Raw genomic sequence first — 23,035 nt, 5'->3', positions numbered from 1 at the left:
CGCCCTAGCGGAAGGCGTTACGAGCGCAACCGTGCCAGTCTACCGGGCTCAGGTATCTCCCTCGAACAGGCTCGTGACGGAGCCGTCCTGGAAGATCTCGGTGATGGCGCGGCCGATGAGCGGGGCGATCGACAGGACCGTCAGCTTGTCGAACCTGCTGGCCTCCGGCAGCGGCAGCGTGTTGGTGACGATGACCTCGGAGATCCTGGAGTTCTTCAGCCGGTCCACGGCAGGGTCGGAGAAGACCGCGTGGGTGGCGGCGGTGATCACGTTGGTGGCGCCCTGCTCGTAGAGGGCGTCGGCGGCCTTGCAGATGGTGCCGGCGGTGTCGATCATGTCGTCGATCAGCACGCAGGTGCGCCCGCGTACCTTACCGACGACCTCGCTGACCTTCACCTGGTTGGCCACGTCGAGGTCGCGGCGCTTGTGGATGAACGCCAGCGGCGTGCCGAGCGTGTCGGCCCAGCGCTCCGACAGGCGCACGCGCCCGGTGTCGGGCGAGACGATGGTGGTGTTCTCCAGGTCGAGCCGGTTCTTGAGGTAGCTCTCCAGCACCGGCATGGCGAACAGGTGGTCGACCGGGCCGTCGAAGAAGCCCTGGATCTGGGAGGTGTGCAGGTCGATCGACATGAGCCGGTCGGCGCCCGCGGTCTTGAACAGGTCGGCCATGAGCCGGGCCGTGATCGGCTCGCGGCCGCGGCCCTTCTTGTCCTGGCGGGCGTAGCCGAAGAACGGCATGACCACGGTGATGCGCTTGGCCGAGGCCCGCTTGAGCGCGTCGACCATGATGAGCTGTTCCATGATCCACTTGTTGATGGGCGCGGTGTGGCTCTGGATGACGAAGGCGTCGCAGCCGCGTACGGACTCCAGATAGCGCGCGTAGATCTCGCCGTTGGCGAAGTCGATCAGCCTGGTGGGGGTAAGGGAGGCCCCGACGTGCTCGGCGACCTCCTCGGCCAGCTCGGGGTAGGCCCGGCCCGAGAAGAGCATGAGGTTCTTCTCGCCCGGTTGCTTAATGCTGCTCACGTCCCACTCTCCCGCTGTTCTTGCTCGGCCAGCGCCCGCTCGGCGGCCGCGGCCGACTTCGTGCCCGCGCGCCTGCGCAAGACCCATTTCTCGATGTTGCGCTGCCGCGCTCGGGCCACACCGATCGCGCCCGGGGGGACGTCGTCGACGATCGTCGATCCGGCGGCCGTGTAGGCGCCGTCGTTGACCGTGACGGGGGCCACGAGCATGGTGTCGCAGCCGACGAACGCTCCGTCGCGCACGGTGGTGTGGTTCTTGTTGACCCCGTCGTAGTTGACGAAGACGGTGGAGGCCCCGATGTTGACGTCGTCGCCGATCGTGGCGTCTCCGGCGTAGGACAGGTGGGGCACCTTGGAGCGCTCTCCGACCTTGGCGTTCTTCATCTCGACGAACGTGCCGGCCTTGGAGCTGCGCCCGAGCACCGTGCCGGGGCGCAGGTAGGCGTAGGGGCCGACGTTGGCCTCCGGGCCGACCTCGGCGCGGTCGCAGACGGCGTTGCGGATGGTCGCGCCCTCGCCGACGCGGGTGTCGGTCAGCGTGGTGGCGGGGCCGATCTCGGCGCCCGACTCGATGACGGTCTCGCCGTGGAGCTGGGTGCCGGGGTGGACGACGGCGTCGGGCGCGATCCGCACGCCGACGTCGATCCAGGTGCTGCCGGGGTCGATGATGGTCACCCCGGCGCGCATGTGGGCTTCGAGCAGGCGCTGGTTGAGCACCTTGCGGGCGGCGGCGAGCTGCACGCGGTCGTTGACGCCCTCGACCTCGACGTGGTCGCCGGCCACGCAGGCGCCGACGCGGTGGCCGTCGCCGCGCAGGATGGCCAGGACGTCGGTGAGGTACTCCTCGCCCTGGGCGTTGTCGGTGGACACGCGCTTGACGGCGTCGGCGAGCAGCGAGCCGTCGAAGGCGTAGATGCCGGAGTTCATCTCCTTGATGGCGCGCTGCTCCGGGCTGGCGTCCTTCTCCTCGACGATCCCCAGCACGGCGCCGCTTTCATCGCGGATGATCCGCCCGTAGCCGGTCGGATCGGGCACGTTCGCGGTCAGCACGGTGACCGCGTTGCCGTCGGTCTCGTGCCGTTCGAGCAGGTCGGCGAGGGTCTGGGGACGCATGAGCGGCACGTCCCCGTACGTGACCAGCACCGTGCCGGAGATCGCGCCGACCTCCTCGATCACGGTGCGGACGGCGTGGCCGGTGCCGCGCTGCTCCCGCTGGACGACGGCGCGCGCGTCGGGGCTGGTGGCGGCGAGGTGGCCGCCGACCTGCTCCAGCGCGTGGCCGATGACGACGATGAGCCGCTCGGGACCGAGCTCGCGGGCGGCCGCGAGCATGTGGTCGACCAGCGCACGGCCACACAGCTCGTGCAGGACCTTCGGGGTCTGGCTCTTCATCCGGGTGCCCTCGCCCGCGGCGAGGACGATGACGGCTGCCGGGCGCGGCACACTCACGGACTGAGGCTCCCTGTGACTGGACGGATCAGGGCATATTGGTACGGCTACCGCACCGCTACCCTCCCGACACCGTGAGGATACCTAACCGGGCCCCGAACATTCGCGCCGGGGGTGAGCAGGTCACAGCTCCCGGAAGAGGACTCGAACCCCTACAAAGTGGACCAAAACCACTTGTCCTGCCGATTAGACGATCCGGGATAGGCCGGACAGTTGCCGTCCGACACCCCCCTACGATACCGAGCCCTCACCCCGTCCCGCGCCCGTAATTACGCCCGGCGCCCGGCGTGCGGTCCATGAGCGCTGATGGCAGACGGTGCACCACATAACAGACCGCCCTAAATGGCGCAAGACACGAACCCCACCCACCTTGTACGCGAGACCTTCACCTTCCACGCATTCACAACTTAGGTCTTCCTTACTTACGCTTGCGTAGGTTACGGTTGCGTAGCCCGGACATACATCCTCATACATGCTGTTGGAGGTCGCCCATGACCGTTCTCGCCGAACGCTCATCACCAGCCCCCAAGCCCGAGTTCGAGCCGGAGCCGAAATCCAAGGCAGAGCTGTTCACCTTCGGGCTCGTCGTCGGGCTGCCCCTGATCGCGATCGCGGCCGCCGTGCCGTTCGCGTGGGGATGGGGCCTCGGCTGGACGGACATCGCCATCGCCTTCGTCTTCTATGTGGTCTCCGGGCTCGGCGTCACCGTCGGCCTGCACCGCTACTTCACGCACGGCTCCTTCAAGGCTAACCGGCCCCTCAAGATCGCCATGGGCATCGCCGGCAGCCTGTCGCTGGAGATGTCCGTCCTCGACTGGGTGGCCACCCACCGCAAGCACCACAAGTTCTCCGACAAGGAGGGCGACCCGCACTCGCCGTGGCGGTTCGGGCCGGGCTTCAAGTCGATGTCCAAGGGCCTGCTCTACGCGCACATGGGCTGGCTGTTCGAGAGCGAGCGGACCAACCGGGAGAAGTACGCACCCGACCTGTGCAAGGACCCGGACGTGGTCAAGCTGCACAAGTGGTTCGGCACGATCGCGGTGACCTCCATCCTGCTCCCCGGCGTGATCGGCGGGCTCGTCACCTGGTCCTGGCAGGGCGCGCTGACCGCGCTGTTCTGGGGCTCCCTCGTACGCATCGGGCTGCTGCACCACGTGACCTGGTCGATCAACTCGATCTGCCACGTCTTCGGCGAGGAGGACTTCCAGGTACGCGACAAGTCCCGCAACGTGTGGTGGCTGGCCATCCCCTCGTTCGGCGAGTCGTGGCACAACCTGCACCACTCCGACCCGACCTGCGCCCGTCACGGCGCGCTCAAGGGCCAGATCGACCTGAGCGCCGGCCTGATCCGCATCTTCGAGCGGCTCGGCTGGGTCCACGACGTCCGCTGGCCGACGCCCGAGCGGCTGGCGGCGAAGCGCATTGCCTGACGGCGATCAGCCGATGACCGGTCACGGATCCGTGGCCGTCATTATGGGAACCGTGACCGAACCCCGATCTCGCAGGCGCATGTCCGGTAGCGAGCGAAGAGAGCAGCTGATCCACATCAGCCGCACGCTCTTCGCCGAGAAGGGGTTCGACGGGACCTCTATCGAAGAAATCGCAGCTACCGCACAGGTGTCGAAACCCGTGGTATACGAGCATTTCGGTGGCAAGGAAGGCGTCTACGCGGTCGTGGTGGACCGCGAGATGCAGAAGCTCCTCGGCATGATCACTGAGGCGCTGTCCGCCAGCCACTCGCTGATCAAGCTGGAGCGGGCCGCCCTGGCCCTGCTCCGGTACATCGAGGAGAGCAGCGAGGGCTTCCGCATCCTCGTACGCGACTCCCACGTCGCCTCAGGCACCGGCACGTTCGCGAGCCTCATCAGCGAGATCGCGAGCCAGGTCGAGGACGTCCTGGCCGACGAGTTCGCGGAGCGCGGCTACGACCCCAAGCTCGCCCCGATGTACGCGCAGATGCTGGTCGGCATGGTGGCGCTGACCGGGCAGTGGTGGCTCGACGTGCGCAAGCCGGGCCGCGAGGAGGTCGCCGCCCACCTGGTCAACCTGGCCTGGAACGGCCTGACCGGGCTCAATCCCAACCCGACGATCACCGCGATCTCCCGCAGCCATGCGGCCGCCCCGGCGGCCAAGCAGCGCACCAACGACAAGGAGCTGCGCGAGCTGGAGAAGGCGCGCGAGAAGGAGCTCAAGGAGGCCGAGAAGGCGCGCCAGAAAGAGCTCAAGGAGGCGGAGAAGGCGCGGGTGCGGGAGCTGAAGGAACGCGAGCGGCTGCTGAAGGAGGCGGAGAAGGCCAGGGAGCGCGAGGAGAAGATCCGCCAGCGCGAGGCCCGTCTCGCCGAACGCGCCGCCCGCCTCGGACAGGGCGACCAGCCGGAGTAGCGGACCCGCGGCGGCCGCAATGATTCGTTGCGGCCGCGTTAACGTTCTGTTCCACCAAACAGGGCAATATAGGCCATATGTCCGCGGAACCGTTTCAAGCGTCCAACGACCTGCCACTGCCTCAGGAGCGGTTCCTCAATCGCGAGGAAAGCTGGCTCCAGTTCAACGAGCGGGTGCTGGAGCTGGCCGAGGACGCTTCGCTTCCGCTGCTGGAGCGGGTCCGCTTCCTGGCGATCTTCGCGAGCAACCTCGACGAGTTCTTCCGCGTACGGGTGGCGGGCCTGAAACGGCGCATGGCCACGGGCCTGCTGCTGCGGACCAAGAGCGGGCTGAAGCCGCGCGAGGAACTCGCCAGGATCGGCACGATCGCGGACGAACTGGCCAGGCGGCACGCCGCGGTCTTCCACCAGCAGGTCTGCCCGCAGCTGGCGGCCGAGGGCATCGAGATCGCCAGGTGGGACGACCTGGGCCGCGAGGAGCGTACGGCGCTGCGCAAGCTCTTCAGGGAGCGGATCAGGCCCGTGCTGACGCCGCTGGCCGTGGACCCCGCACACCCCTTTCCTTATATTTCCGGGCTCAGTCTTAATCTGGCCGTTCTGGTGCGCAATCCGGCGACCGATCACACGGTGTTCGCCAGGGTCAAGGTTCCGTCGCAGCTGCCCCGGTTCGTACCCGCCTCAAAGGACAGGTTCGTCCCGCTCGAAGATGTCATCGCCGCACATCTCGGACAGCTCTTCAAGGGCATGGAGATCCTCCAGCACCACGTCTTCCGCGTCACCAGGAACGAGGACCTGGACGTGGACGAGGACGTCACCGAGAACCTCATGCAGGCGCTGGAGAAGGAGCTGCTCAAGCGGCGCTTCGGCCCGCCGGTGCGGCTGGAGGTCGAGGACACGATCACCCCGGAGGTGCTGGCTCCGCTGGTGGAGGAGCTGGAGCTGGCGCCGCACGAGATCTACCGCGTGCAGGGCCCGCTCGACCTGTCAGGCCTGCACGCCATCGCCGACCTGGAGCGGGGCGAGCTGAGCTACCGGCCGTTCGTGCCGGCCGAGGTGATCAACGCCGACGACGACATCTTCTCGATCCTGCGCGAGCGCGACGTGCTGCTGCACCACCCGTACGACTCGTTCGCCACCAGCGTGCAGCGCTTCATCGAGGTGGCCGCGGCCGACCCCCGGGTGCTGGCGATCAAGCAGACCCTCTACCGCACCAGCGGCGAGTCCCCCATCGTCGACGCGCTGATCGACGCGGCCGAGGCGGGCAAGCAGGTCGTGGTGGTCGTGGAGATCAAGGCCCGCTTCGACGAGCACGCCAACATCTCCTGGGCCCGCAAGCTGGAGAAGGCCGGCTGTCACGTCGTCTACGGCGTGGTCGGGCTGAAGACCCACTGCAAGCTCGCGCTCGTGGTCCGCCAGGAGCCCTCCGGCGAGCTGAGCCGCTACTGCCACATCGGCACCGGCAACTACAACCCCAAGACCGCGCGGCAGTACGAGGACTTCGGGCTGCTCACGGCCGACCCGCTGGTCGGGGAGGACGTGACGGACCTGTTCATCCACCTGACCGGCTACTCCCACCACTCCGCCTACCGGCGGCTGCTGGTGGCGCCGCACTCCATGCGCAGCGGGCTGCTGGCCAGGATCGAGCGGGAGATCTCCCACGCGCGGGCGGGCCGGCCCGCGCGCATCAGGATCAAGACGAACTCGCTGGTGGACGAGCCGATCATCGACGCCCTCTACCGGGCGTCCAGGGCGGGCGTCCCGGTGGACCTGTGGGTCCGCGGCATCTGCAGCCTCCGTCCAGGAATCCCCGACCTGTCCGAGAACATCCGCGTACGGTCGGTCCTGGGGCGGTTCCTGGAGCACTCCCGGGTGTACGAGTTCGGCCTGGGCCGCCGTCCCGAGGTCTGGATCGGCAGCGCCGACCTCATGCGCCGCAACCTCGACCGCCGCGTGGAAGCCCTGGTCAAGGTGACGTCGCCGCAGCACAAGGCGTACCTCGTCGAGCTGATGGACCTGGTCATGGCCGACGGCACGAACGCGTGGTGGCTGAACTCCGACGGCACGTGGGTCCGCCACCCGGGCGAGGACCCGCAGAGCCACCTCATCGGCACCCGCCGCTGGAGGACCGTTGACGACTGACCTGCTCCGCGCCGCCGGAGCCGTGGTCTGGAGGGGCGAGCAGAGCCGTCCCGAGGTCGCCGTCGTCCACCGCCCCGCCTACGACGACTGGACCTTCCCCAAGGGCAAGCTGAAGCCCGGCGAGCACGTGATCGCCGCCGCGCTGCGCGAAGTGCGCGAGGAGACCGGGCTGCGGGGGCTGCTCGGCCGCGCGCTGCCGCCCGCCCGCTACCTCGCCGCCGGCCGGCCCAAGCGGGTCGACTACTGGGCGGCGCGGGTGGCCGGCGACGACGGGTTCGACCCCGGCGACGAGGTGGACGAGCTGCGCTGGCTGCCGACCGAGCGGGCCGCGCGGCTGCTGACGTACGAATGGGACGTGGGGCTGCTGCGCGCGCTGCCGGCCGCGCCGCTGGAGACCGTCCCCCTCGTCCTCGTACGGCACGCCTCGGCCGGCTCCAGGAAGGAGTGGCGGGGCGACGACGCGCTGCGCCCCCTCGATGACGGCGGCCGGTCCGAGGCGGCGAGCCTGGCCACCGCGCTGCCCGCCTACCGGCCCGAGCTGCTGGTCAGCTCGCCCAGCCTCCGGTGCGTCCAGACGCTGGAGCCGTACGGGGCCGGGATCCGGCTGGAGCCGCTGCTCGGCGAGGAGGGCCACGACCCGGAGAAGACCGCCGAGCTGGTCGGGCGGATCGCGGTGCCCGCGGCGGTGTGCAGCCACCGGCAGGTGCTGCCCGGCCTGGTGGAGGCGCTGGGCGGCACGGAGACGCACCTGCGCAAGGGCGCCTTCGCCGTGCTGCACAGGGCGGGCGGGCACGTCGTCAGCACGGAGTGCTACGTCACCAGGTGACCGGCAGCGCCGCGAAGCCGCCCGCGATCCGGTTGTCGTTGCGCGGCAGCTCCTCGACGGGCACGGTCGTCCGCAGGCCGGGGAAGCGCTGGAACAACCTGCCGAACACGGCCTCCAGCTCGACCCTGGCCAGGCTCGCGCCGATGCAGAAGCGCGGGCCGTACCCGAAGCTCAGATGCGGGTCGGTCTGCGGACGGAGGATGTCGAACCCATCCGGATCCGCATAGATTTGCTCGTCCCGGTTGGCCGCGCCGGTCGTGATGACGACGGCCTCGCCCCGGCGGATCGTCCGGCCGCCGATCCCGATGTCCTCGTGCGCGTACCGGGGCAGACCGTGCAGGCCGGGCACGGCCATGCGCAGGATCTCCTCGACGGCGCCGGGAGCCAGGCCCGGGTCGGCCTTGAGCAGGTCGAGCTGGCCGGGGTTGGCGAGCAGGAGCAGCACGCCGTAGTCGATGCGGTTGACCGTGGTCTCGTGCCCGGCGAACAGCAGCCCGCCCGCGAGCCGGGCGATCGTCCCGTCGTCGTCCAGCTGCCCGGCCAGGTCGGACAGCACGTCCTCGGCCGGCTCGCGCCGCTTGCGCTCGATGAGTCCCGCCATGTACGCGCCCAGCTCGTCGCGGGCGGCCTGACTGCCTTCCGTGTCGAAGATGTCGCTCATGCGGGCCGACACGCCGCCGAAGTACTCCCTGTCCTCGAACGGCACGCCGAGCAGCTGGCAGATGACCAGCACGGGCAGCGGGAAGGAGAGCTCGGCGTGCAGGTCCACCGGCGGCGTCAGCGTGGCCAGGTGGTCGAGCCGCTCGTCGACGAGGGAGCCGACATGGCCGCTGAGCGCCTTCATCCTGCGGGCCGAGAACGACGGCGTGAGCAGCTTGCGCATGCGGTCGTGCTGGGCCTTCTCGGTGGCCACGTCGCCCTGCGGCCCGCCGATCAGCACGGAGCCCGACAGCCGGGCGGCCTTGTCGGGCTCCGGGTGCGAGCGGCCGAGCCTCGGGTCGGCGAACAGCCGGCGCGCGTCCTCGTAGCCCGTGACCAGCCAGACCTCGTCGCCCGTCAGCGTGCGCACCTTGGCGATGCCCTCTTTCACCCGCAGGTCCCGGTAGGCCACGGGGACGTCGAGCGGGCTCTCGCGCTCGAAGGGGATGCTGGGAAGGTTCCTCATAGAACCTTCATAACCGCCCTGACCGTTCCTTCCCAGACTCGGGGGAACTCGGCGTGTGCGCGCTCGGCGGTGCCGCGCTCGATCCCGATGAGGATCCCGTACGTGAACGTGTCCTCGCCTGCCCGCCGGGCGTGCTCGGCCTCCTTGGCCAGGGTCTCCTGCGCGACCACGCCGTCCTGGTGCGTGCCCAGAACCTCCTGGACGTTCCCGGCCAGCTTGGCCAGCTTCGCCATGCTCGCGCCGAGCGTGGGTTGGAGCGCTTCGGCGGTGTAACGAGCGCGTTTGGCGGACTTTCTCACATCATGCATCGCTATTTCACGACGTTCCGGGTCTGCGATTGCCTGAGCGATGTCGTACGCCTTCGTCACCCTGGACCAGTTGGCTGCGGCGATCGCCCTGAGCTGGTCCTCGGCCGGCCGGGCGGCCGCCTTGCCCAGGTTCGGGGCGGCTACGAGCTGGTCGAGCGCGTTGAGCAGGGTGTAGTAGCGCTCGTCGCTGAGCGCGTCCTTGATGCGGACGTACGCCTCCTGCTCGCGTTCGTACAGATCCGCGCCGAGCCGGGTCCGGACGGGGCCGGTGACCAGCTCGGGCTCCAGCCGGGCGAGCTGCCGGGTGAACCTGACCCTGATGACCTCCAGGTCGCGGGCCTCGCCGAGCACCGTGCCGAGGTGGCGCAGCTCGTCCTGGATGTGGGCGGTGTCGAGGACGACGCTCTTGAACGCCTTGAGCGCGCTGCGCAGCCTGCGGGCGGCCACCCGCATCTGGTGCACGGCGTCGTCCTCGGCCCTGCGCACCCGGGGGTCCTGCGCGAGGAGGGCGGCCACCTGCCCGGCCAGGTAGGCGACGACGACCTCGCCCGTGCTGCCCGGTTCGGTGGGAGCTTCGGGGAGCGGGGCGGGTTCGAGCAGCTTGGCGAGCTTGCTGGCGGCCGGGGAGGGTGTCGCGCCGGCCTTCCTGAGCCGCTTGCCGACCTTGGCGAGCATGGCCTGCCGGTCGGTGGCGAGCAGCTCGGCCTCGACCTCGCGCCACCGCACGACCTTGGGCTCGTCCTGGAAGACCGTGCCCTTCACGCGGTCGTCGGCGATCTCGACCAGCCTGGTGTCGCCGTCGAGCAGGACGGTGACGCTCCTGCGGGTGTCCAGCTCGGCGACCGGCTGGAGATCGGCGCCCCGGGTGTAGGCGCGGACGAGCTCGGCGAGCTCGAGAGGCACGATCTTGGTGCTGCGGGTGAGCGGATGGGTGATCTCCTGGCGCACGCCCTTGGCCTTGGGCAGCTTCAGGTGCCAGCCGGGATCGGCGCCGCCCCGCCGCCGCCTCAGCGTGACGCCGCGGGCGGCGAGCCTGAGGTCGGGGGTGTCGTAGTAGAGGGCCACGAGCTGGTAGCTCTTCGGGCCCACGACCTGGGCCAGTTTGCTCAGATCCGGAATCGTGTACTCAGGAGGAACGTCGAACTTGTCCTCGATCTCGATGCCCACGACACCTCGCAAGAGTCCGATTTCGGAACATCATCCCACTTTGAGGTGAACATCACACGACCTGCAGGAGCTCGATCCTGTTGCCCACGGGGTCGGAGAGATAGACCCGGCGGCAGCCGGGGAACAGCTCGTCGACCGGCGCGCCGGGGGCACAGGCGTCGAGGTCGTCCACCAGGAACGCCGGGTGGGCCTTGCGCGCGGGCCTGAAGTCGTCCTCGATGCCGAGGTGCACCTCCACGCCCTCGCCCCTGAACCACACGCCGCCGCGCTTGGCCAGCTCCGGCGGCTTGGGCACCTCCCGCAGGCCCAGCACGCCCTCGTAGAAGCCGCGCAGCTCCGGCTCGCTGCCCCTGGGCGCGGCGAGCTGGACGTGATGGATCCCCTTGATCATTTCTGGACCACCACGAAGATCCGCCGGAACGGGAAGGGCGTGCCGTAGCTCTTGGCCGGATAGGCCTCGGCCAGCAGCCTCGAGAGGTCCTGACGGAAGCGGCGCTGCTCGCCGGAATCGAGCCGGTCGAGGATGGGGCGCAGGGCGGTGCCGGAGACCCAGTCGAGCACCGGGTTCTCACCCTGGAGCACGTGCACGTACGTCGTCTCCCACGCGTCCACCTGGCAGCCGCCGTGGCCGAGCAGGTCCATGTAGCCGACGGGGTCGTCGACGGGGGCCGTCCTGACGACGCCGGAGAGCTTGTCGGACCAGGTCGCGGAGGCGCAGAGCTCTCGGATCGCGACGTGGCTGGGCGCGTCGAAGTTGCCCGGCACCTGGAACGCCAGCCACCCGCCAGGAGCCAGCGCCTCCACCCAGTGCTCCAGCACGGCCCGGTGCTCCGGCACCCACTGCAGGAGGGCGTTCGACACGATCACGTCCACCGGCCGGTCGGGCCGCCACGTGGTCGCGTCCGCCACCGCGAACCTGACCTTCGTCTCCAGCCGGCGCGCCTTGGCGATCATGGCGGGCGAGGAGTCGAAACCCTCGATGGTCGCGCGGGGCCAGCGGCTCTCCAGCCGAGTGGTCAGTTCGCCGCTGCCGCAGCCCGCGTCCACGACATAATCGGGATCGACCGCTCCCACCCTGGAGGTCAGCTCGATGAACGGCCTCGACCGCTCGTCCGCGTAGACCGCGTACGTCACTGGATCCCAAATATCTCTTGACATAGAGATAATTGATATCGAGAGAGATATCTCGATGTCAAGACAGTACACTCTTGTGTCATGACGGAGGATGCTAGGGACGAGGTGGACCGCCTCGTCGCGGCGTGGCGCGCCGAGCGCCCCGACCTCGATGTCGAGCCACTACAGGTGCTCTCCAGAGTGTCACGGCTGGCCAAGCACCTCGACCGGGCCAGGCGGGCGGCATTCGCCGAACACGACCTGGAGCCATGGGAGTTCGACGTGCTCACGGCACTGCGGCGGGCCGGCCGGCCGTACGAGCTCAGTCCCGGGACACTGCTGCGCGCCACACTCGTCACGTCCGGGACCATGACCAACCGCATCGACCGGCTGGCCCAGGCCGGCCTCGTGCGCCGCCGGCCCGACCCGGAGGACCGGCGCGGGGTGCTCGTCTCCCTGACCGAGACCGGGCTGGCGCGGGTCGACGCGGCGTTCTCCGATCTGCTGCGGCGCGAGCACAACCTGCTGTCCGGCCTCGGCCCCGACGACCAGCGCCTCCTCGCCGCGCTCCTCCGCACCCTCCTCGCACCCTTCGACGCATCGTGACCCCTCTTCTGTCAGGGCAGGGCGAGTTCTTTCTGTTACGGCAGGCCGGGTTGACCGCACGCGCCGACGTCCCTTCCCATCCGTCATGGCCGGTCGTGAAGGCTCGGGGGTCGCTCGCCGTTACGAGCGCAATGTGGGCCCGGTTCTTCGGTGAACCGGGCTGTTGAAGGCGTGGTGGTCGCTCGGCGGCCAGCATGGCTGTGTCACCGTGCCGGCCGGCACGCCTATGTCATGTCCTGGCCAGCGGGCCTATGTCACGGTCTGGCCTGGCTCGGACGGCTGTGTCACGGTCTGGCCTGGCCTGCACGCCTGTGTGGCGGCCTGGGCCGGATGCTCTGTGTCTGGCCTGGCCGCCTGGGGGCTGTTCGTTGGCGGCTCAGTCGCCCAGGCGGTCGGCGAGGTCCAGCCACTCGGATTCGATGGTGTCCTTCTGGGCGGTGATCTCGCGGAGCTGGGCGTCGAGTGAGCCGAGCTTCGCGTAGTCGCTGGCCGCTTCCGCCATGGCCGCGTGGAGGCGGGACTCCTGGTCGCCGAGCTTGTCGAGCTGGCGTTCGAGGCGGCTGAGCTCCTTGCGGAGTTCGCGTTCCTCCTTGGCCGACAGACCTGCCCCGGCCTGTCCAGATGTGTCCGCGACCTCCGCCGGGGCCGGAGCGGTTGGTGTCGGGGAAGGGGTGCCGAGGCGGGCGGTCACGGCGGTGCCGGCGGCGCGGCGTTCGAGGTATTCGTCCACGCCGCCCGGCAGCAGCGAAAGCCTGCCGTCACCCAGCAGTGCCACGCACCGATCGGTCACGCGCTCCAGGAAGTAGCGGTCGTGGCTCACCAGGACCAGCGTGCCGGGCCAGCCGTCCAGCAGGTCCTCGAGCTCGTTGAGCGTCTCGATGTCGAGGTCGTTGGTGGGCTCGTCGAGCAGCAGGACGTTGGGGTCGTCCATGAGCAGCCTGAGCAGCTGCAGGCGGCGCCTCTCGCCGCCTGACAGGTCGCCGACGACCTTCCACTGCGCCTCACCCTTGAACCCGAGGCGTTCGAGCAGCTGGGACGCGGTCCACTCCCGCTTGCCGACCTGGAGGTATTTGCGGACCTCCTCGACCGACTCCAGCACGCGCCGGGCCGGATCCAGCTCGGCCAGCTCCTGGGACAGGTGCGCGAGGCGTACCGTCTTGCCTCTGACCACGCGTCCCGAGTCGGGCGTGACCGTGCCGGCGAGCAGGCGCAGCACGGAGGACTTGCCGGAGCCGTTCACCCCGATCAGCCCGATCCGGTCACCCGGGCCGAACTGCCACGTGAGGTCGCTCAGCACCAGCGGCCCGCTGCCCGGCCCGCCGGCGTGCAGCGTGACGTCCTCCAGGTCGTAGACGGTCTTGCCGAGGCGGGCCGCGGCGAACTTCATCAGCTCGACGGTCTCGCGCGCCGGGGGCTCGTTCGCGATCAGCGCCTGGGCGGCCTCGATGCGGAACTTCGGCTTGGACGTACGGGCGGGCGGACCGCGCCGCAGCCAGGCGATCTCCTTGCGCATGAGGTTCTGGCGGCGCTCCTCGGCGGCCTGCGCGATGCGCGCCCGCTCGGCCTTGGCAAGCACATATGCGGCATATCCGCCCTCGTAACGCTCGACGCGCCCGTCCACGACCTCCCATGTGCGGGTCGAGACGGCGTCGAGAAACCACCGGTCGTGCGTCACGACCACCAGCGCGCTCTTCCTGCCGGCCAGATGGGCGGCGAGCCAGGCGATGGCCTCGATGTCGAGGTGGTTCGTGGGCTCGTCGAGCATGATCAGGTCATGGTCGTCGATGAGCAGCTGCGCCAGCGCCGTACGCCTGCGCTCCCCGCCGGACAGGTCGGCCGCCCTGGCGTCGAGATCGAGGTCGCCGATCAGGTTGGCGAGGATCTCGCGCACCCGCTGGTCCCCCGCCCACTCGTGCTCCGCCAGCTCGCCGAGGACGATCTGCCCCACGGTGGCGCCGGGGTCGAGCGCGTCGTGCTGCGACAGGAATCCGACCCGCAGGCTCCGGGTGTGGGTGACCCGCCCCTTGTCGGGCTGCACCGTTCCCGCGATCACGGACAGGAGGGTCGTCTTCCCCCCACCATTACGCCCGACCACGCCGATGCGCTCGCCTGCCTCGACGCCCAGGGAGACGTCGCTGAGAAGCGGCTTGGGGCCGTAGGCATGGGAGACCGACTCAAGATTGACCAGATTCATGACCTCCCCAGCGTATCGGCTCCCCATCCGTCCCCCGCCCGCTTGAGAGGGCGTGGATCGAGGCTTGTGTCGTCCCGGGCCGCTCCGCGAACTGGCCTGCCCGTCACTGCGGCGGCCATACCGGCCCGGTCGCCAATGTTCAGCGGCCGACGTATCGACCGGGTGCGGTGTTGAGTTAGGGAGGCGTCGGCGGGGCCGTATCCCGGCACGCACCTTCAACGCGCCCCCGTACTCGTACTCGTCAGGCCAGGGTGGCGCCGCGTACCGGGCCGTGGGCGGCCACGGCGGTGTGGGCGGCGCCGGTGCTGGTCAGGCTGAGGGCCAGGTCGCTGGCGTGGAGCGCGTCGATGGCCAGGAAGGCGCACGTCGGGCCGGATCCTGAGACGATCGCGCCCAGAGCGCCGTGCTGGCGGCCCGCCTCCAGGGTGGGGCCGAGCTCCGGGCGCAGGTTGAGCGCGGCCTGCTGGAGGTCGTTGCTCAGGTGGGCGCCAAGGGAGTAGGCGTCACCCGTGCCCAGCGCCTCCATGAGGTCGTCGTCCAGCTGCGGCCAGGGGACCTGGGCGCCCGAGGCCGCTCTGAGCCGGTCGCACTCGGCGTACACGCTGGCCGTGGAGAGCCCGCCGTTCGCCAGCGCGAACACCCAGTGGAAGGTGCCGCCGGTGGGGAGCTCGCTCAGCTGCTCGCCCCGCCCGGTGCCGACCGCCGTGCCTCCGAGCAGGGAGAACGGCACATCGCTGCCCAGATCGCCGGCGATCTCCATGAGATCCTCGAACGGCAGCCCCAGCCCCCACAGTTCGTTGCAGGCCACCAGCGCGCCGGCGGCGTCGGCGCTGCCGCCCGCCATGCCGCCCGCCACGGGGATGTCCTTCTGGATGATCAGCTCGGCGCCGTAGGTGCGGCCCGCGTGCTTGGCGAGCGCCCGGGCGGCCCGGATCGCCAGGTTGTTGTCGTCGGTCGGCACCTGGTCGGACCACTTGCCGTTGACCACCACGGTGATCGACTCGGACTCCTTCGCCACCACCTCGTCGAAGATCGACACGGCGTGGAAGACGTTCACCAGGTCGTGGTAGCCGTCCTCCCTGAGCGGGCCGACAGATAGCTGCACGTTGACCTTCGCGGGCACACGTACGGTGACCGAACTCATCTAACCCTCTCCGTGGATGCTCCGGCCCTCGGGCTGGAGTGGTGGCTGGGCCTGATCGCCCCAGGCCCACCCCGTATCGGCGGGGTGAACCTCTGCTCGCAGGCCGGGAGCGAGTGACCGTGCGTCCTTGCTCCGGCGTCGATGTTATCGAGGCACGCAGCCCTGACATGCGGTTCTGGAAAGATGGCTGGAGGACCGATCATTTCCTCAACACGAAGCGTTAAGTAGGTGGCCATTTGTCCGAGGTGACGGTTGTCGAGGTGCCGCAGTGGCGGGGCTCCGGGTCGCGTACGGCGGAGCGGCTGCGCGAAGGGGCTCGGCTGCTGGCCGGCATGGTGGACGCCGGCCGTCGGGTGCGGGTGGAGGTCGATGACGATCTGGTCGTCACCGCCTCTCGGGTGCGCGAGGCGATCGCACGGGTCGGCGACGGGCTCGTGGTCACCGCCGGTGGGGACTGCGGGGTCGAGCTGGAGCCGGTCGCGGCGGCCATCAAGCGGCACGGGGATCGGCTGGTCGTCGTGTGGATCGATGCGCATGGAGATCTGAACACGCCGGAGTCCTCGCCTTCGGGGGCCTTTCACGGGATGGTGCTGCGTGCACTGACAGGGGATGGGCCCGCCGGGCTGGTGCCGGGGGATCCTCTCGATCCGGGGCGGATCGTGCTCGCGGGTGTGCGCGACCTTGACGCTCCCGAGCTGGCGTTCGTGGAGGAGCGCGGGATCCGGTGGCTGACCGTGGCGGACTCCGGCGCGGCGCTGGCCGACGCGGTCGCGGACATTCGTGACGACGCCGTTGTCTACGTGCACATCGACCTGGACGTGCTGGATCCGGAGGTCTTCGCGAGCGTGGGCTGCCCTACGCCCGGCGGGCTGCGGCCCGACGAGCTGCTCTCCCTGGTCTCCGCCGTCGCCGGGCGGTTCGAGGTGGTGGGGCTGGGACTCATGGAATACGAAGCCTTCGGGGAGAGGGATCAGGGCATGCTTGCCGGGCTGGTCGAGGCGCTGGTGGAGGCCTGTCTCCCGAGGTGACGGCCCGCGCCCGGGCCATCCCAGGCGGTGAGTGCAGCGGGTCAGCCGGGGCGGGTCATGCCGCGGTAGGCGGCCCGGTAGTAGGGCGAGGTGAGGAAGGCGGTCTTCTTCACCACGTCGCCGGTCTTGGGGGCGTGGATCATCAGGCCGCCGCCCAGATAGAGGGCCACGTGGGTCGGGTCGCCGGTGCCGCCGCCGAAGAAGATCAGATCGCCCGTGCGGCGGGCGCTGAGGGGGATGCGGCGGCCCTGGCGGAACTGCGTGCCTGTGTAGTGGCCGAGTTTCACCCCGGCGCGGGCCCAGGCGTAGAGGGTCAGGCCGCTGCAGTCGAAGCCTCTCGTCCGGGCTCCCCTGCCGATGCCGAGGGTGGGGCCGGTCGAGGTGCCGCCGCCCCAGGAGAAGGGCACGCCCAGCTGGGCCAGGGCCGCGGCGGCGGCGATCTCGCCGCGGGTGCGTTTCCTGCCCTGTCGTCTCAGGGTGCGGGTGCCGGCGTCTATGCCCTGGTCCACGATCTTGACGCCTTCTTCCAGGGGTCTTCCGCCGACGCCTCTTTCCAGGTCCATGGCCTCGCCGTCAAGGCTCGCTCTCAGGTCCAAGGTCTTGCGTCCGGCCGTCACCCTATGGTGGTGCAGAGGCTGGTGGCCGATGGTCGCTTCCTGGTCCTGAGACTTGAGGCCGGTGATGGCTCTCGGGGCGAGGGGCCTGTGGCCGGTGGTCGCTCTCTGGGCGAGAGGCTGGCGGCCGGTGCTTCTGCTTCGCAGAGGTTTCCAGGGTTGTCGGGCGCACGTCTCCGCTTCCGGGCATGGGAGCGGAGACAGGGAGATCGCCCGTGCCGGGTCGCCGGGCAGGGCGAGGGTCGCGAACAACGCGCCGGTGGTGGCGAGCCGCAACCGGGTGACGATGCTGATCATGTTGGCCTCCTGTGCCCCGTGGGGGTTGTTGGGACGGGAGGCCAGGATCACAAGCTGGGGCCGGGTCGTTCGGGGCCGAACGCGGTTCTGTGGACAGGGGCGGTGGAGTGGGTGGGGGTTGTGGAAAGGGAGCGCGTCAGGGCCTGGACTCGGCGATGCGGGCGAAGGCCTGGACGTCGAGTTGCTCGCCGCGCGCCGACGGGTCGACTCCGGCGGCCCGCAGTACCTCCTCGGCGAGGGGGGCGCTGCCGGCCCAGGAGGAGAGGGCAGCGCGCAGGGTCTTCCTGCGCTGGGCGAAGGCGGCGTCCACCACCTCGAACACCTCCTCGCGCGACGCCTTCGTCGCCGGCGGCTCCCGGCGTACCAAGGAGACCAGGCCGGAATCCACGTTAGGGACGGGCCAGAAGACGGTACGGCCGACCGGGCCGGCGCGGCGGACGTCCGCGTACCAGGCGGCCTTGACCGACGGCACCCCGTACACCTTCGAGCCTGGACCGGCGGCGAGGCGGTCGGCCACCTCCGACTGGACCATGACCAGGCCCTTGCGCAGGGACGGAAGGGCCTGCAGGAGGTGCAGCACGACGGGGACGGCCACGTTGTAGGGGAGGTTGGCGACCAGCGCGGTTGGGGCGAAACCGGCCAGATCGTCGGAAGTGATCTTCATGGCGTCCGCGTTCACGACCGTGAGCTTGTCGGACGCCTCGCGCTCGGCGACCGTGATGGGGAGCTGGCGGGCCAGCACCGGGTCGATCTCGACGGCCACCACGTGGGCGGCGGGCTCCAGGAGCGCGAGTGTGAGCGAGCCGAGCCCCGGCCCCACCTCGATGACCACGTCCTCCTGCGACAGATCCGCCACCCGGACGATGCGCCGGACGGTGCCCGCGTCGATCACGAAGTTCTGCCCTAGCTTTTTAGTCGGACGAAGATCTAGCCTGTCCGCCAAAATACGTATTTCTGCAGGGCCCAACAGCCTCATCATCCAATCAGTCTCTCTTATCGAAGAACCATCGATGGCGCTTGGGGAGACCAAAGGAGAGGATGGCGTGGAACAGGAAGGGACGTCCCTCATGGAGCCAACGGGCGCCGCGCCGCTTCGCCCGACGGACTTGCGGGAAATCGGGCCTTACCGGCTGCTCGGCCGGTTGGGTGAGGGCGGCATGGGGACCGTGTTCCTCGCCCGGGCGCCGACGGGGCGGTTCGTCGCACTCAAGGTCGTGAAGGCGGAGTTCGCCAATCAGGAGGGGTTCGCGGCCAGGTTCCACGCGGAGGTCGAGAACGCTCGCCGGGTGGCGTCGTTCTGCACGGCCCAGGTGCTGGACAACGGCAACACCGGGGACGGGCGCCCGTACATGGTGACCGAGTACATCGCGGGCACCCCGCTCTCCGACCAGATCACAACATACGGGGCGCTGGAGCCGGGGGCCCTGCACGGCGTCGCGCTGGGGGTGGCGGCGGCGCTGGCGGCGATCCACGTCGCCGGGCTCGTGCACAGGGACCTGAAGCCGGCGAACGTGATCCTCTCCCTGTCCGGGCCTCGCGTGATCGACTTCGGCATCGCCAGGGCGCTCGACAGGGAGACCGGGTTCACGCTGTCCGGCGAGTTACTGGGCAGCCCGGGGTGGTGGGCTCCCGAGCAGGTACGGGGCGAGGCTGTCAGCCCGGCGGTCGACATCTTCGCCTGGGGGTGCCTGGTGGCGTACGCGGGCAACGGGCGGCACCCGTTCGGCCGGGGCGACCCCATCACGCTGGCCACGCGCGTGCTGAACAACCCTCCCGACCTGGGCGTGCTGCCCGCGCCGCTCAACGAGCTGGTACGGCGGGCCACCTCGATGGACCCCGGGCCGCGTCCGACGGCGCAGGATCTGCTGATCGCCCTGGTGGGAGGGAGCGCGCCGGCCAGGGTGAGCGACCCGCCCACCCTGGTGGCGACCGAGATGCTGAGTGACTGGCAGCCGCCGCAGAACGTGGTGGACGAGCCGGACATCACCGCCACCTTCGCCACGCCGCCGCCGAGTGACGCGACGAAGGAGGCCCCCAACCTGCCGGGCGGTCCGGGCGTCCCGGGCAGTTCCGCAGCTCAGGGCGGTCCCAACGTCCCGAATGGTCCAGGAGCTCAGGGCGGTCCCAACGTCCCGGGCGGTGCCGGGGCTCAGGGCGGTCCTGGGGCTCGGGGCGGTCGGGGCGTTTCGGGTGGTCCCCGTGTGCCTGGTGGCGACGCGGGGTCCGGTCCGCCGGGCGCGTTCGGCGGCCAGGCCGGTACGGAGGACGCCCCGCCTCCTCAGCAGAGCCAGGCGTCGATCGAGGAGCTGGCCCGGCGGGAGGAGGAGGCGGCGAAGGAGGAGTTCGCGCGCTGGGAGGCTCAGGCCCGGGAGCGGGAGCGGGCTCAGGCGGAAGGGCTGGAGAGGCAGAAGCAGCTGGCCTGGCAGGAGCTGGCCCGGCAAGAGCAGGACAAGGCGCGAGGCCAGGAGGCTCAGCGCGGGCAGCACGGCCAGCACGCGCCCGGGCAGCACAGTCAGCAGCGTCAGCAGGGGCAGCAGGGGCACGGCCAGCACGGGCAAGGTCAGCAGGGACAGCTTGGATTTCCTGGTGGTGCCACCCGGCCGGGTGGCCCCGGCGCGGCCGGCCTCCCGGGCGACGCGGGCACCGCACGGCTGCCGGGCGACGCACGTGTCACCGGCCTGCCGCAGGGTTCCCCTGCGACGGCGCGGCACGGTGATTCCGGCACGGTGGCGCTGCCGGGTGACCCGGGCACGGTCTCGTTGCCGGGTGATGAGCCCGACACTCTCGGCGGTACGAGGACGAAGGGGACTCGATGGCTCGTCGCCGCCGCGGCGGCCGTGGTGGCCGTCGTCGTGACGACGGCCGTCCTGATCGTCACCTCCACCCGAACCACCACCGTCACCACGACTCCCGGCACCCCCTCCCGGGCCGCCGCCACCGCGGGCCCGAGTGACGTGGGCCGCCGGTTCGCGCTGGGCGCGGGTCTCGACGACCCCATCGCGATCGTCGGCTCGGCCCCGCAGTGCGGGTTGAAGGAGTTCGAGGGCAGGGCCGCGACCCAAGGGCAGCTCTGCGTGATCCCCTGGACGATGATCAACCCCGGGGGCGAGCGCCGGCAGCTGATCCAGCCCGTCGTCACCATGGTCGACGACCGCGGAGGCGAGCACGACCCGGCCCCCGTCACCCTGCCGCCGGCCATCCTGCCGGGTGCCCGCGTGGACAGCGCGTTCGTGTTCGACCTGGCCATGTACCGCAAACCCGTGCAGATGACGGCGACCATGCTCGAGAACGGCAAGCAGATCGAGGTGAGGCTGGGGTGATCCGCTCAGCGCTCGTCGCGCTCATGCTCGCGTCCGTAACCCCGCTCGCCCACGCCGGAACGGCGGCCACGCCGGCCCACGCCGGGACGGCGGCCACGCCAGTCCACGCCAGGACGGCGCTCGCTCGCACTGGGACGGCGGCGGCCTGCGCCGGCACCGCCGACTTCGACGGCGACGGCGTGGACGACATGGCCGTGGGCGACCCGTTCGCGGACGGCCAGAAGGGCGCGGTGAGCGTGGTGTCGGGCGACAAGGTCGTGCCCGTCACCGTCCCCGGCCTGGCCGCCGGTGATGCCTTCGGCTGGTCCGTACGGCTGGCCAAGGTCGACTCCGACACCTGCGCCGACCTGGTGATCGGTGCCCCGTACGCCGACGTGAACGGCACCGAGGACGCCGGGGCCGCCTACGTCGTCTACGGCGGCGGCGCCCTGCCGCCCCAGCGGCTGACCGCGACGCGGCCGCAGCGGTTCGCGCATTTCGGCTGGTCGCTGGCCGCCCGCGACGACCTGGTGGCGATCGGCGCGCCGTACGAGGACGAGGCCGACGTCCTGGACGCGGGCGCCGTCTACATCCGCAAGGGCACGGGCCCGCTGCGCCGCATCAGCCAGGAGTCCGACGACGTGCGCGGCAACAGCGAGGTGGGCGACCAGTTCGGCTGGTCCATGGCGTTCGGGAAGGGGAACGAGCTCATCGTCGGCGTCCCGTACGAGAACGACGACGGTCTGGGCCGGCAGGTGGAGGCCGGCAAGATCGATTCGGGCTCGGTGGTCTTCATCGACGACGTGCTGGCGTCCAAGCTCACGACGCTGAAGGTGGATTCGCCGACCGCCGCCTCGGGCGACCGGTACGGCTTCGCGCTGGCCTACGCCGAACGCTCCGGCTACGCCCTGAGCTCGCCGGGTCCCGGCTACGTCCAGCTGCTCGACCTGGACAGGAAGCCGACGAGGAGGGTGACGCAGGGCGGCCCGCAGGCGTTCGGGTTCTCGATGGCCACCTCGGCGGACGGCAGGCTCGCCATCGGCGCGCCGTACGGGGGCGGCGTCCGGGTGATCTCGTGGAAGGACGCGGCCGAGGACCGGCGGCTGCCTGCGGGCGACGGGCTGTTCGGGTGGTCGGTGGCCTTCAGCGGCAACAAGCTGATCGTGGGCCAGCCGGACGCGCAGCCGTACGGGAGGATCTCGGTGACGGGGCGGAACTCCGACGCCCTGCAGCCGATCCAGCCGACCCAGGGAGCGGACTTCGGCGCGTCGGTGTCCGGCTGACGGCTCCCGAGCTCCCCCGACTCCCCGGCTCCCGGGTGCTGTCAGCCGAACAGGCTGTCGCCGCAGGACGGCCACTGGCGCCGCCACCGCCCGTCCACCTGCTGGTACAGCAGCTGCGCCCGGTACGTCTGCTCCTCCGGAGGCCAGCTGCTGGGCAGCCCCATCCCGCCCACGGCCTCCCACATCGGCATGCTGAACCCGTACATCCCGTAGTACGGCCCGTCCGGGTTGTACGCCTCGGGGTCGCTGTGGGACTCGCACTCGGCGAGCGCCGCCCAGTCGAGCCGCAGCACGTCCGGCCGGACCGGCATGGTGCGCGGCGGCGTGACCGTGATGATGGTGCCGTCCGCGGGGAAGCTGCGCAGCGGCGGGCTCACCACGTATCCCCGGCGCAGGGGCACGCCCTTCTGCTTGAGCACCTCGCGTACCGTCCTCGCCGTGGTCCGCGACGAGATGCGGGACGTGCCCGCCACCACGTACACCTTGCGCCGGGTGTAGAAGCTGAGCTCCATCCCCGACAGCGGCACGGCGTCGTCCGGCGGCGCGGACGCCTGGCCGGCCGTCGGGGTGAGGTCGAGCTCGGCCAGGGCGTCGCCGACGTTCGTGGCGGTGACCAGGTGCCTGGTGGTGCGGCCGTCGACGGTCAGGGTGATGGGACGGGCGCGGCGGACCTCGATGGTGGCCCCGTCGGTCACGCTCTCCGGCATGGCGGGCCGTACGACGTCCCCGCGCCCCACCGAGACGCCGGCGTCGGCCAGCACCTCGCGTACGGTGGCCGCGACCACGCGGACCTCGGTACGGTCGCCGTCGACGACCACGGCGACCTCTTTGACGAGGAACGACACCGCCACGAGCGCGCCGAACGCCACCGCGCCCGCCAGGCACACGACCGGCGTCCACGGGGAACGCCAGGGGATCGCCGGACGCGGCGCACGCCGCTTTCCTCGCACGTACCACCTCCGGTAGCGGTCGGGACGGCCCGAAACGCTAGCGGCGG

General features: G+C 70.5%; 19 protein-coding genes and 1 tRNA gene. 8 read left to right on the top strand and 12 right to left on the bottom strand.

Translation table 11 applies throughout. From position 1 onward, the window contains the following. Positions 1–48: 48 nt before the first annotated feature. The 3 genes from FH608_RS31360 to FH608_RS31350 all read right to left on the bottom strand — a co-directional run bounded on the left by FH608_RS31360 (position 49) and on the right by FH608_RS31350 (position 2,675). Positions 49–1,026: a ribose-phosphate diphosphokinase gene (locus FH608_RS31360; RefSeq protein ID WP_139635930.1), complete on the bottom strand. Its 978-nt coding sequence runs from the start codon at positions 1,024–1,026 to the stop codon at positions 49–51. Continuing rightward, a complete protein-coding gene (gene glmU, locus FH608_RS31355; RefSeq protein ID WP_139635928.1) occupies positions 1,023–2,474 on the bottom strand; it encodes a bifunctional UDP-N-acetylglucosamine diphosphorylase/glucosamine-1-phosphate N-acetyltransferase GlmU in 1,452 nt (483 codons plus the stop codon). Before glmU ends, FH608_RS31360 begins: the two co-directional genes overlap by 4 nt. Before the next feature lie 129 nt (positions 2,475–2,603). Continuing rightward, positions 2,604–2,675: transfer RNA gene (locus tag FH608_RS31350), tRNA-Gln, on the bottom strand. Positions 2,676–2,965: 290 nt separating this feature from the next. Here FH608_RS31350 and FH608_RS31345 point away from each other — a divergent pair. The 4 genes from FH608_RS31345 (at position 2,966) to FH608_RS31330 (ending at position 7,820) form a co-directional block, all read left to right on the top strand. After that, a complete protein-coding gene (locus FH608_RS31345; protein WP_139635926.1) occupies positions 2,966–3,904 on the top strand; it encodes an acyl-CoA desaturase in 939 nt (312 codons plus the stop codon). Between the two features lie 13 nt (positions 3,905–3,917). Continuing rightward, on the top strand, positions 3,918–4,856 hold the full coding sequence (locus FH608_RS31340) for a TetR/AcrR family transcriptional regulator (protein ID WP_317135591.1): 939 nt from the start codon (positions 3,918–3,920) through the stop codon (positions 4,854–4,856). Positions 4,857–4,933: 77 nt separating this feature from the next. Beyond that, positions 4,934–6,994 (top strand): RNA degradosome polyphosphate kinase, encoded by a 2,061-nt coding sequence (locus FH608_RS31335; protein WP_139635924.1) that lies wholly within the window; start codon positions 4,934–4,936, stop codon positions 6,992–6,994. Beyond that, positions 6,984–7,820, top strand: a complete 837-nt coding sequence (locus tag FH608_RS31330; RefSeq protein ID WP_226900066.1) for an NUDIX hydrolase — start codon at positions 6,984–6,986, stop codon at positions 7,818–7,820. The genes FH608_RS31335 and FH608_RS31330 overlap by 11 nt, the downstream gene beginning before the upstream one ends. Here FH608_RS31330 and FH608_RS31325 read toward each other — a convergent pair. The 4 genes from FH608_RS31325 to FH608_RS31310 are packed head-to-tail and all read right to left on the bottom strand — an operon-like array spanning position 7,810 to position 11,594. Continuing rightward, the gene (locus FH608_RS31325) at positions 7,810–8,985 is read right to left on the bottom strand and encodes a cytochrome P450 (protein WP_139635922.1); all 1,176 of its coding nucleotides are present in this window, start codon (positions 8,983–8,985) and stop codon (positions 7,810–7,812) included. The two genes, FH608_RS31330 and FH608_RS31325, sit on opposite strands and share 11 nt — an antisense overlap. Next, positions 8,982–10,460, bottom strand: a complete 1,479-nt coding sequence (locus FH608_RS31320) for a CYTH and CHAD domain-containing protein (RefSeq protein WP_139635920.1) — start codon at positions 10,458–10,460, stop codon at positions 8,982–8,984. Before FH608_RS31320 ends, FH608_RS31325 begins: the two co-directional genes overlap by 4 nt. Positions 10,461–10,512: 52 nt before the next feature. Then, positions 10,513–10,851 carry a VOC family protein gene (locus tag FH608_RS31315; RefSeq protein WP_139635918.1) on the bottom strand — a complete coding sequence of 113 codons (339 nt, stop codon included), beginning with the start codon at positions 10,849–10,851 and terminating at the stop codon, positions 10,513–10,515. Beyond that, positions 10,848–11,594, bottom strand: a complete 747-nt coding sequence (locus tag FH608_RS31310) for a trans-aconitate 2-methyltransferase (protein WP_317135590.1) — start codon at positions 11,592–11,594, stop codon at positions 10,848–10,850. Before FH608_RS31310 ends, FH608_RS31315 begins: the two co-directional genes overlap by 4 nt. An 81-nt stretch (positions 11,595–11,675) precedes the next feature. Here FH608_RS31310 and FH608_RS31305 point away from each other — a divergent pair, with 81 nt between their 5' ends. Then, entirely contained in the window at positions 11,676–12,179 is a 504-nt protein-coding gene (locus tag FH608_RS31305; protein ID WP_139635916.1) for a MarR family winged helix-turn-helix transcriptional regulator, read from the top strand. A gap of 376 nt (positions 12,180–12,555) precedes the next feature. Here the strand turns inward: FH608_RS31305 and FH608_RS31300 are convergent, their stop codons facing one another. Together FH608_RS31300 and FH608_RS31295 are read right to left on the bottom strand one after the other, a co-directional pair. Next, positions 12,556–14,373, bottom strand: coding sequence for an ABC-F family ATP-binding cassette domain-containing protein (locus tag FH608_RS31300; RefSeq protein WP_139635914.1), 1,818 nt, complete (start codon positions 14,371–14,373; stop codon positions 12,556–12,558). 241 nt (positions 14,374–14,614) lie between these two features. Further along, positions 14,615–15,517 carry a 4-(cytidine 5'-diphospho)-2-C-methyl-D-erythritol kinase gene (locus FH608_RS31295; protein WP_139635913.1) on the bottom strand — a complete coding sequence of 301 codons (903 nt, stop codon included), beginning with the start codon at positions 15,515–15,517 and terminating at the stop codon, positions 14,615–14,617. Between the two features lie 245 nt (positions 15,518–15,762). On the opposite strand from FH608_RS31295, the gene FH608_RS31290 reads away from it, so the two are divergent. Beyond that, positions 15,763–16,545, top strand: coding sequence for an arginase family protein (locus FH608_RS31290; RefSeq protein WP_226900094.1), 783 nt, complete (start codon positions 15,763–15,765; stop codon positions 16,543–16,545). Between the two features lie 41 nt (positions 16,546–16,586). On the opposite strand, the gene FH608_RS53070 is transcribed toward FH608_RS31290, so the two are convergent. After that, the gene (locus FH608_RS53070; RefSeq protein WP_226900065.1) at positions 16,587–17,108 is read right to left on the bottom strand and encodes an NlpC/P60 family protein; all 522 of its coding nucleotides are present in this window, start codon (positions 17,106–17,108) and stop codon (positions 16,587–16,589) included. Between the two features lie 484 nt (positions 17,109–17,592). Beyond that, the gene (gene rsmA / locus FH608_RS31280) at positions 17,593–18,432 is read right to left on the bottom strand and encodes a 16S rRNA (adenine(1518)-N(6)/adenine(1519)-N(6))-dimethyltransferase RsmA (protein WP_139636089.1); all 840 of its coding nucleotides are present in this window, start codon (positions 18,430–18,432) and stop codon (positions 17,593–17,595) included. On the opposite strand from rsmA, the gene FH608_RS53065 reads away from it, so the two are divergent. Together FH608_RS53065 and FH608_RS31270 are read left to right on the top strand one after the other, a co-directional pair. Then, positions 18,320–20,776 (top strand): serine/threonine-protein kinase, encoded by a 2,457-nt coding sequence (locus tag FH608_RS53065; RefSeq protein ID WP_394367711.1) that lies wholly within the window; start codon positions 18,320–18,322, stop codon positions 20,774–20,776. The genes rsmA and FH608_RS53065 overlap by 113 nt on opposite strands. Next, on the top strand, positions 20,773–22,038 hold the full coding sequence (locus FH608_RS31270; protein WP_139635911.1) for an FG-GAP repeat protein: 1,266 nt from the start codon (positions 20,773–20,775) through the stop codon (positions 22,036–22,038). The genes FH608_RS53065 and FH608_RS31270 overlap by 4 nt, the downstream gene beginning before the upstream one ends. A gap of 41 nt (positions 22,039–22,079) precedes the next feature. Here the strand turns inward: FH608_RS31270 and FH608_RS31265 are convergent, their stop codons facing one another. Beyond that, entirely contained in the window at positions 22,080–22,988 is a 909-nt protein-coding gene (locus FH608_RS31265; protein WP_139635910.1) for a resuscitation-promoting factor, read from the bottom strand. Between the last annotated feature and the right edge of the window lie 47 nt (positions 22,989–23,035).

Origin of the sequence: Nonomuraea phyllanthi, from assembly GCF_006334985.2 — a bacterium.
GTDB classification, from domain to species: Bacteria; Actinomycetota; Actinomycetes; order Streptosporangiales; family Streptosporangiaceae; genus Nonomuraea; species Nonomuraea phyllanthi.
This window is presented reverse-complemented; position numbering and strand designations above follow the sequence as displayed.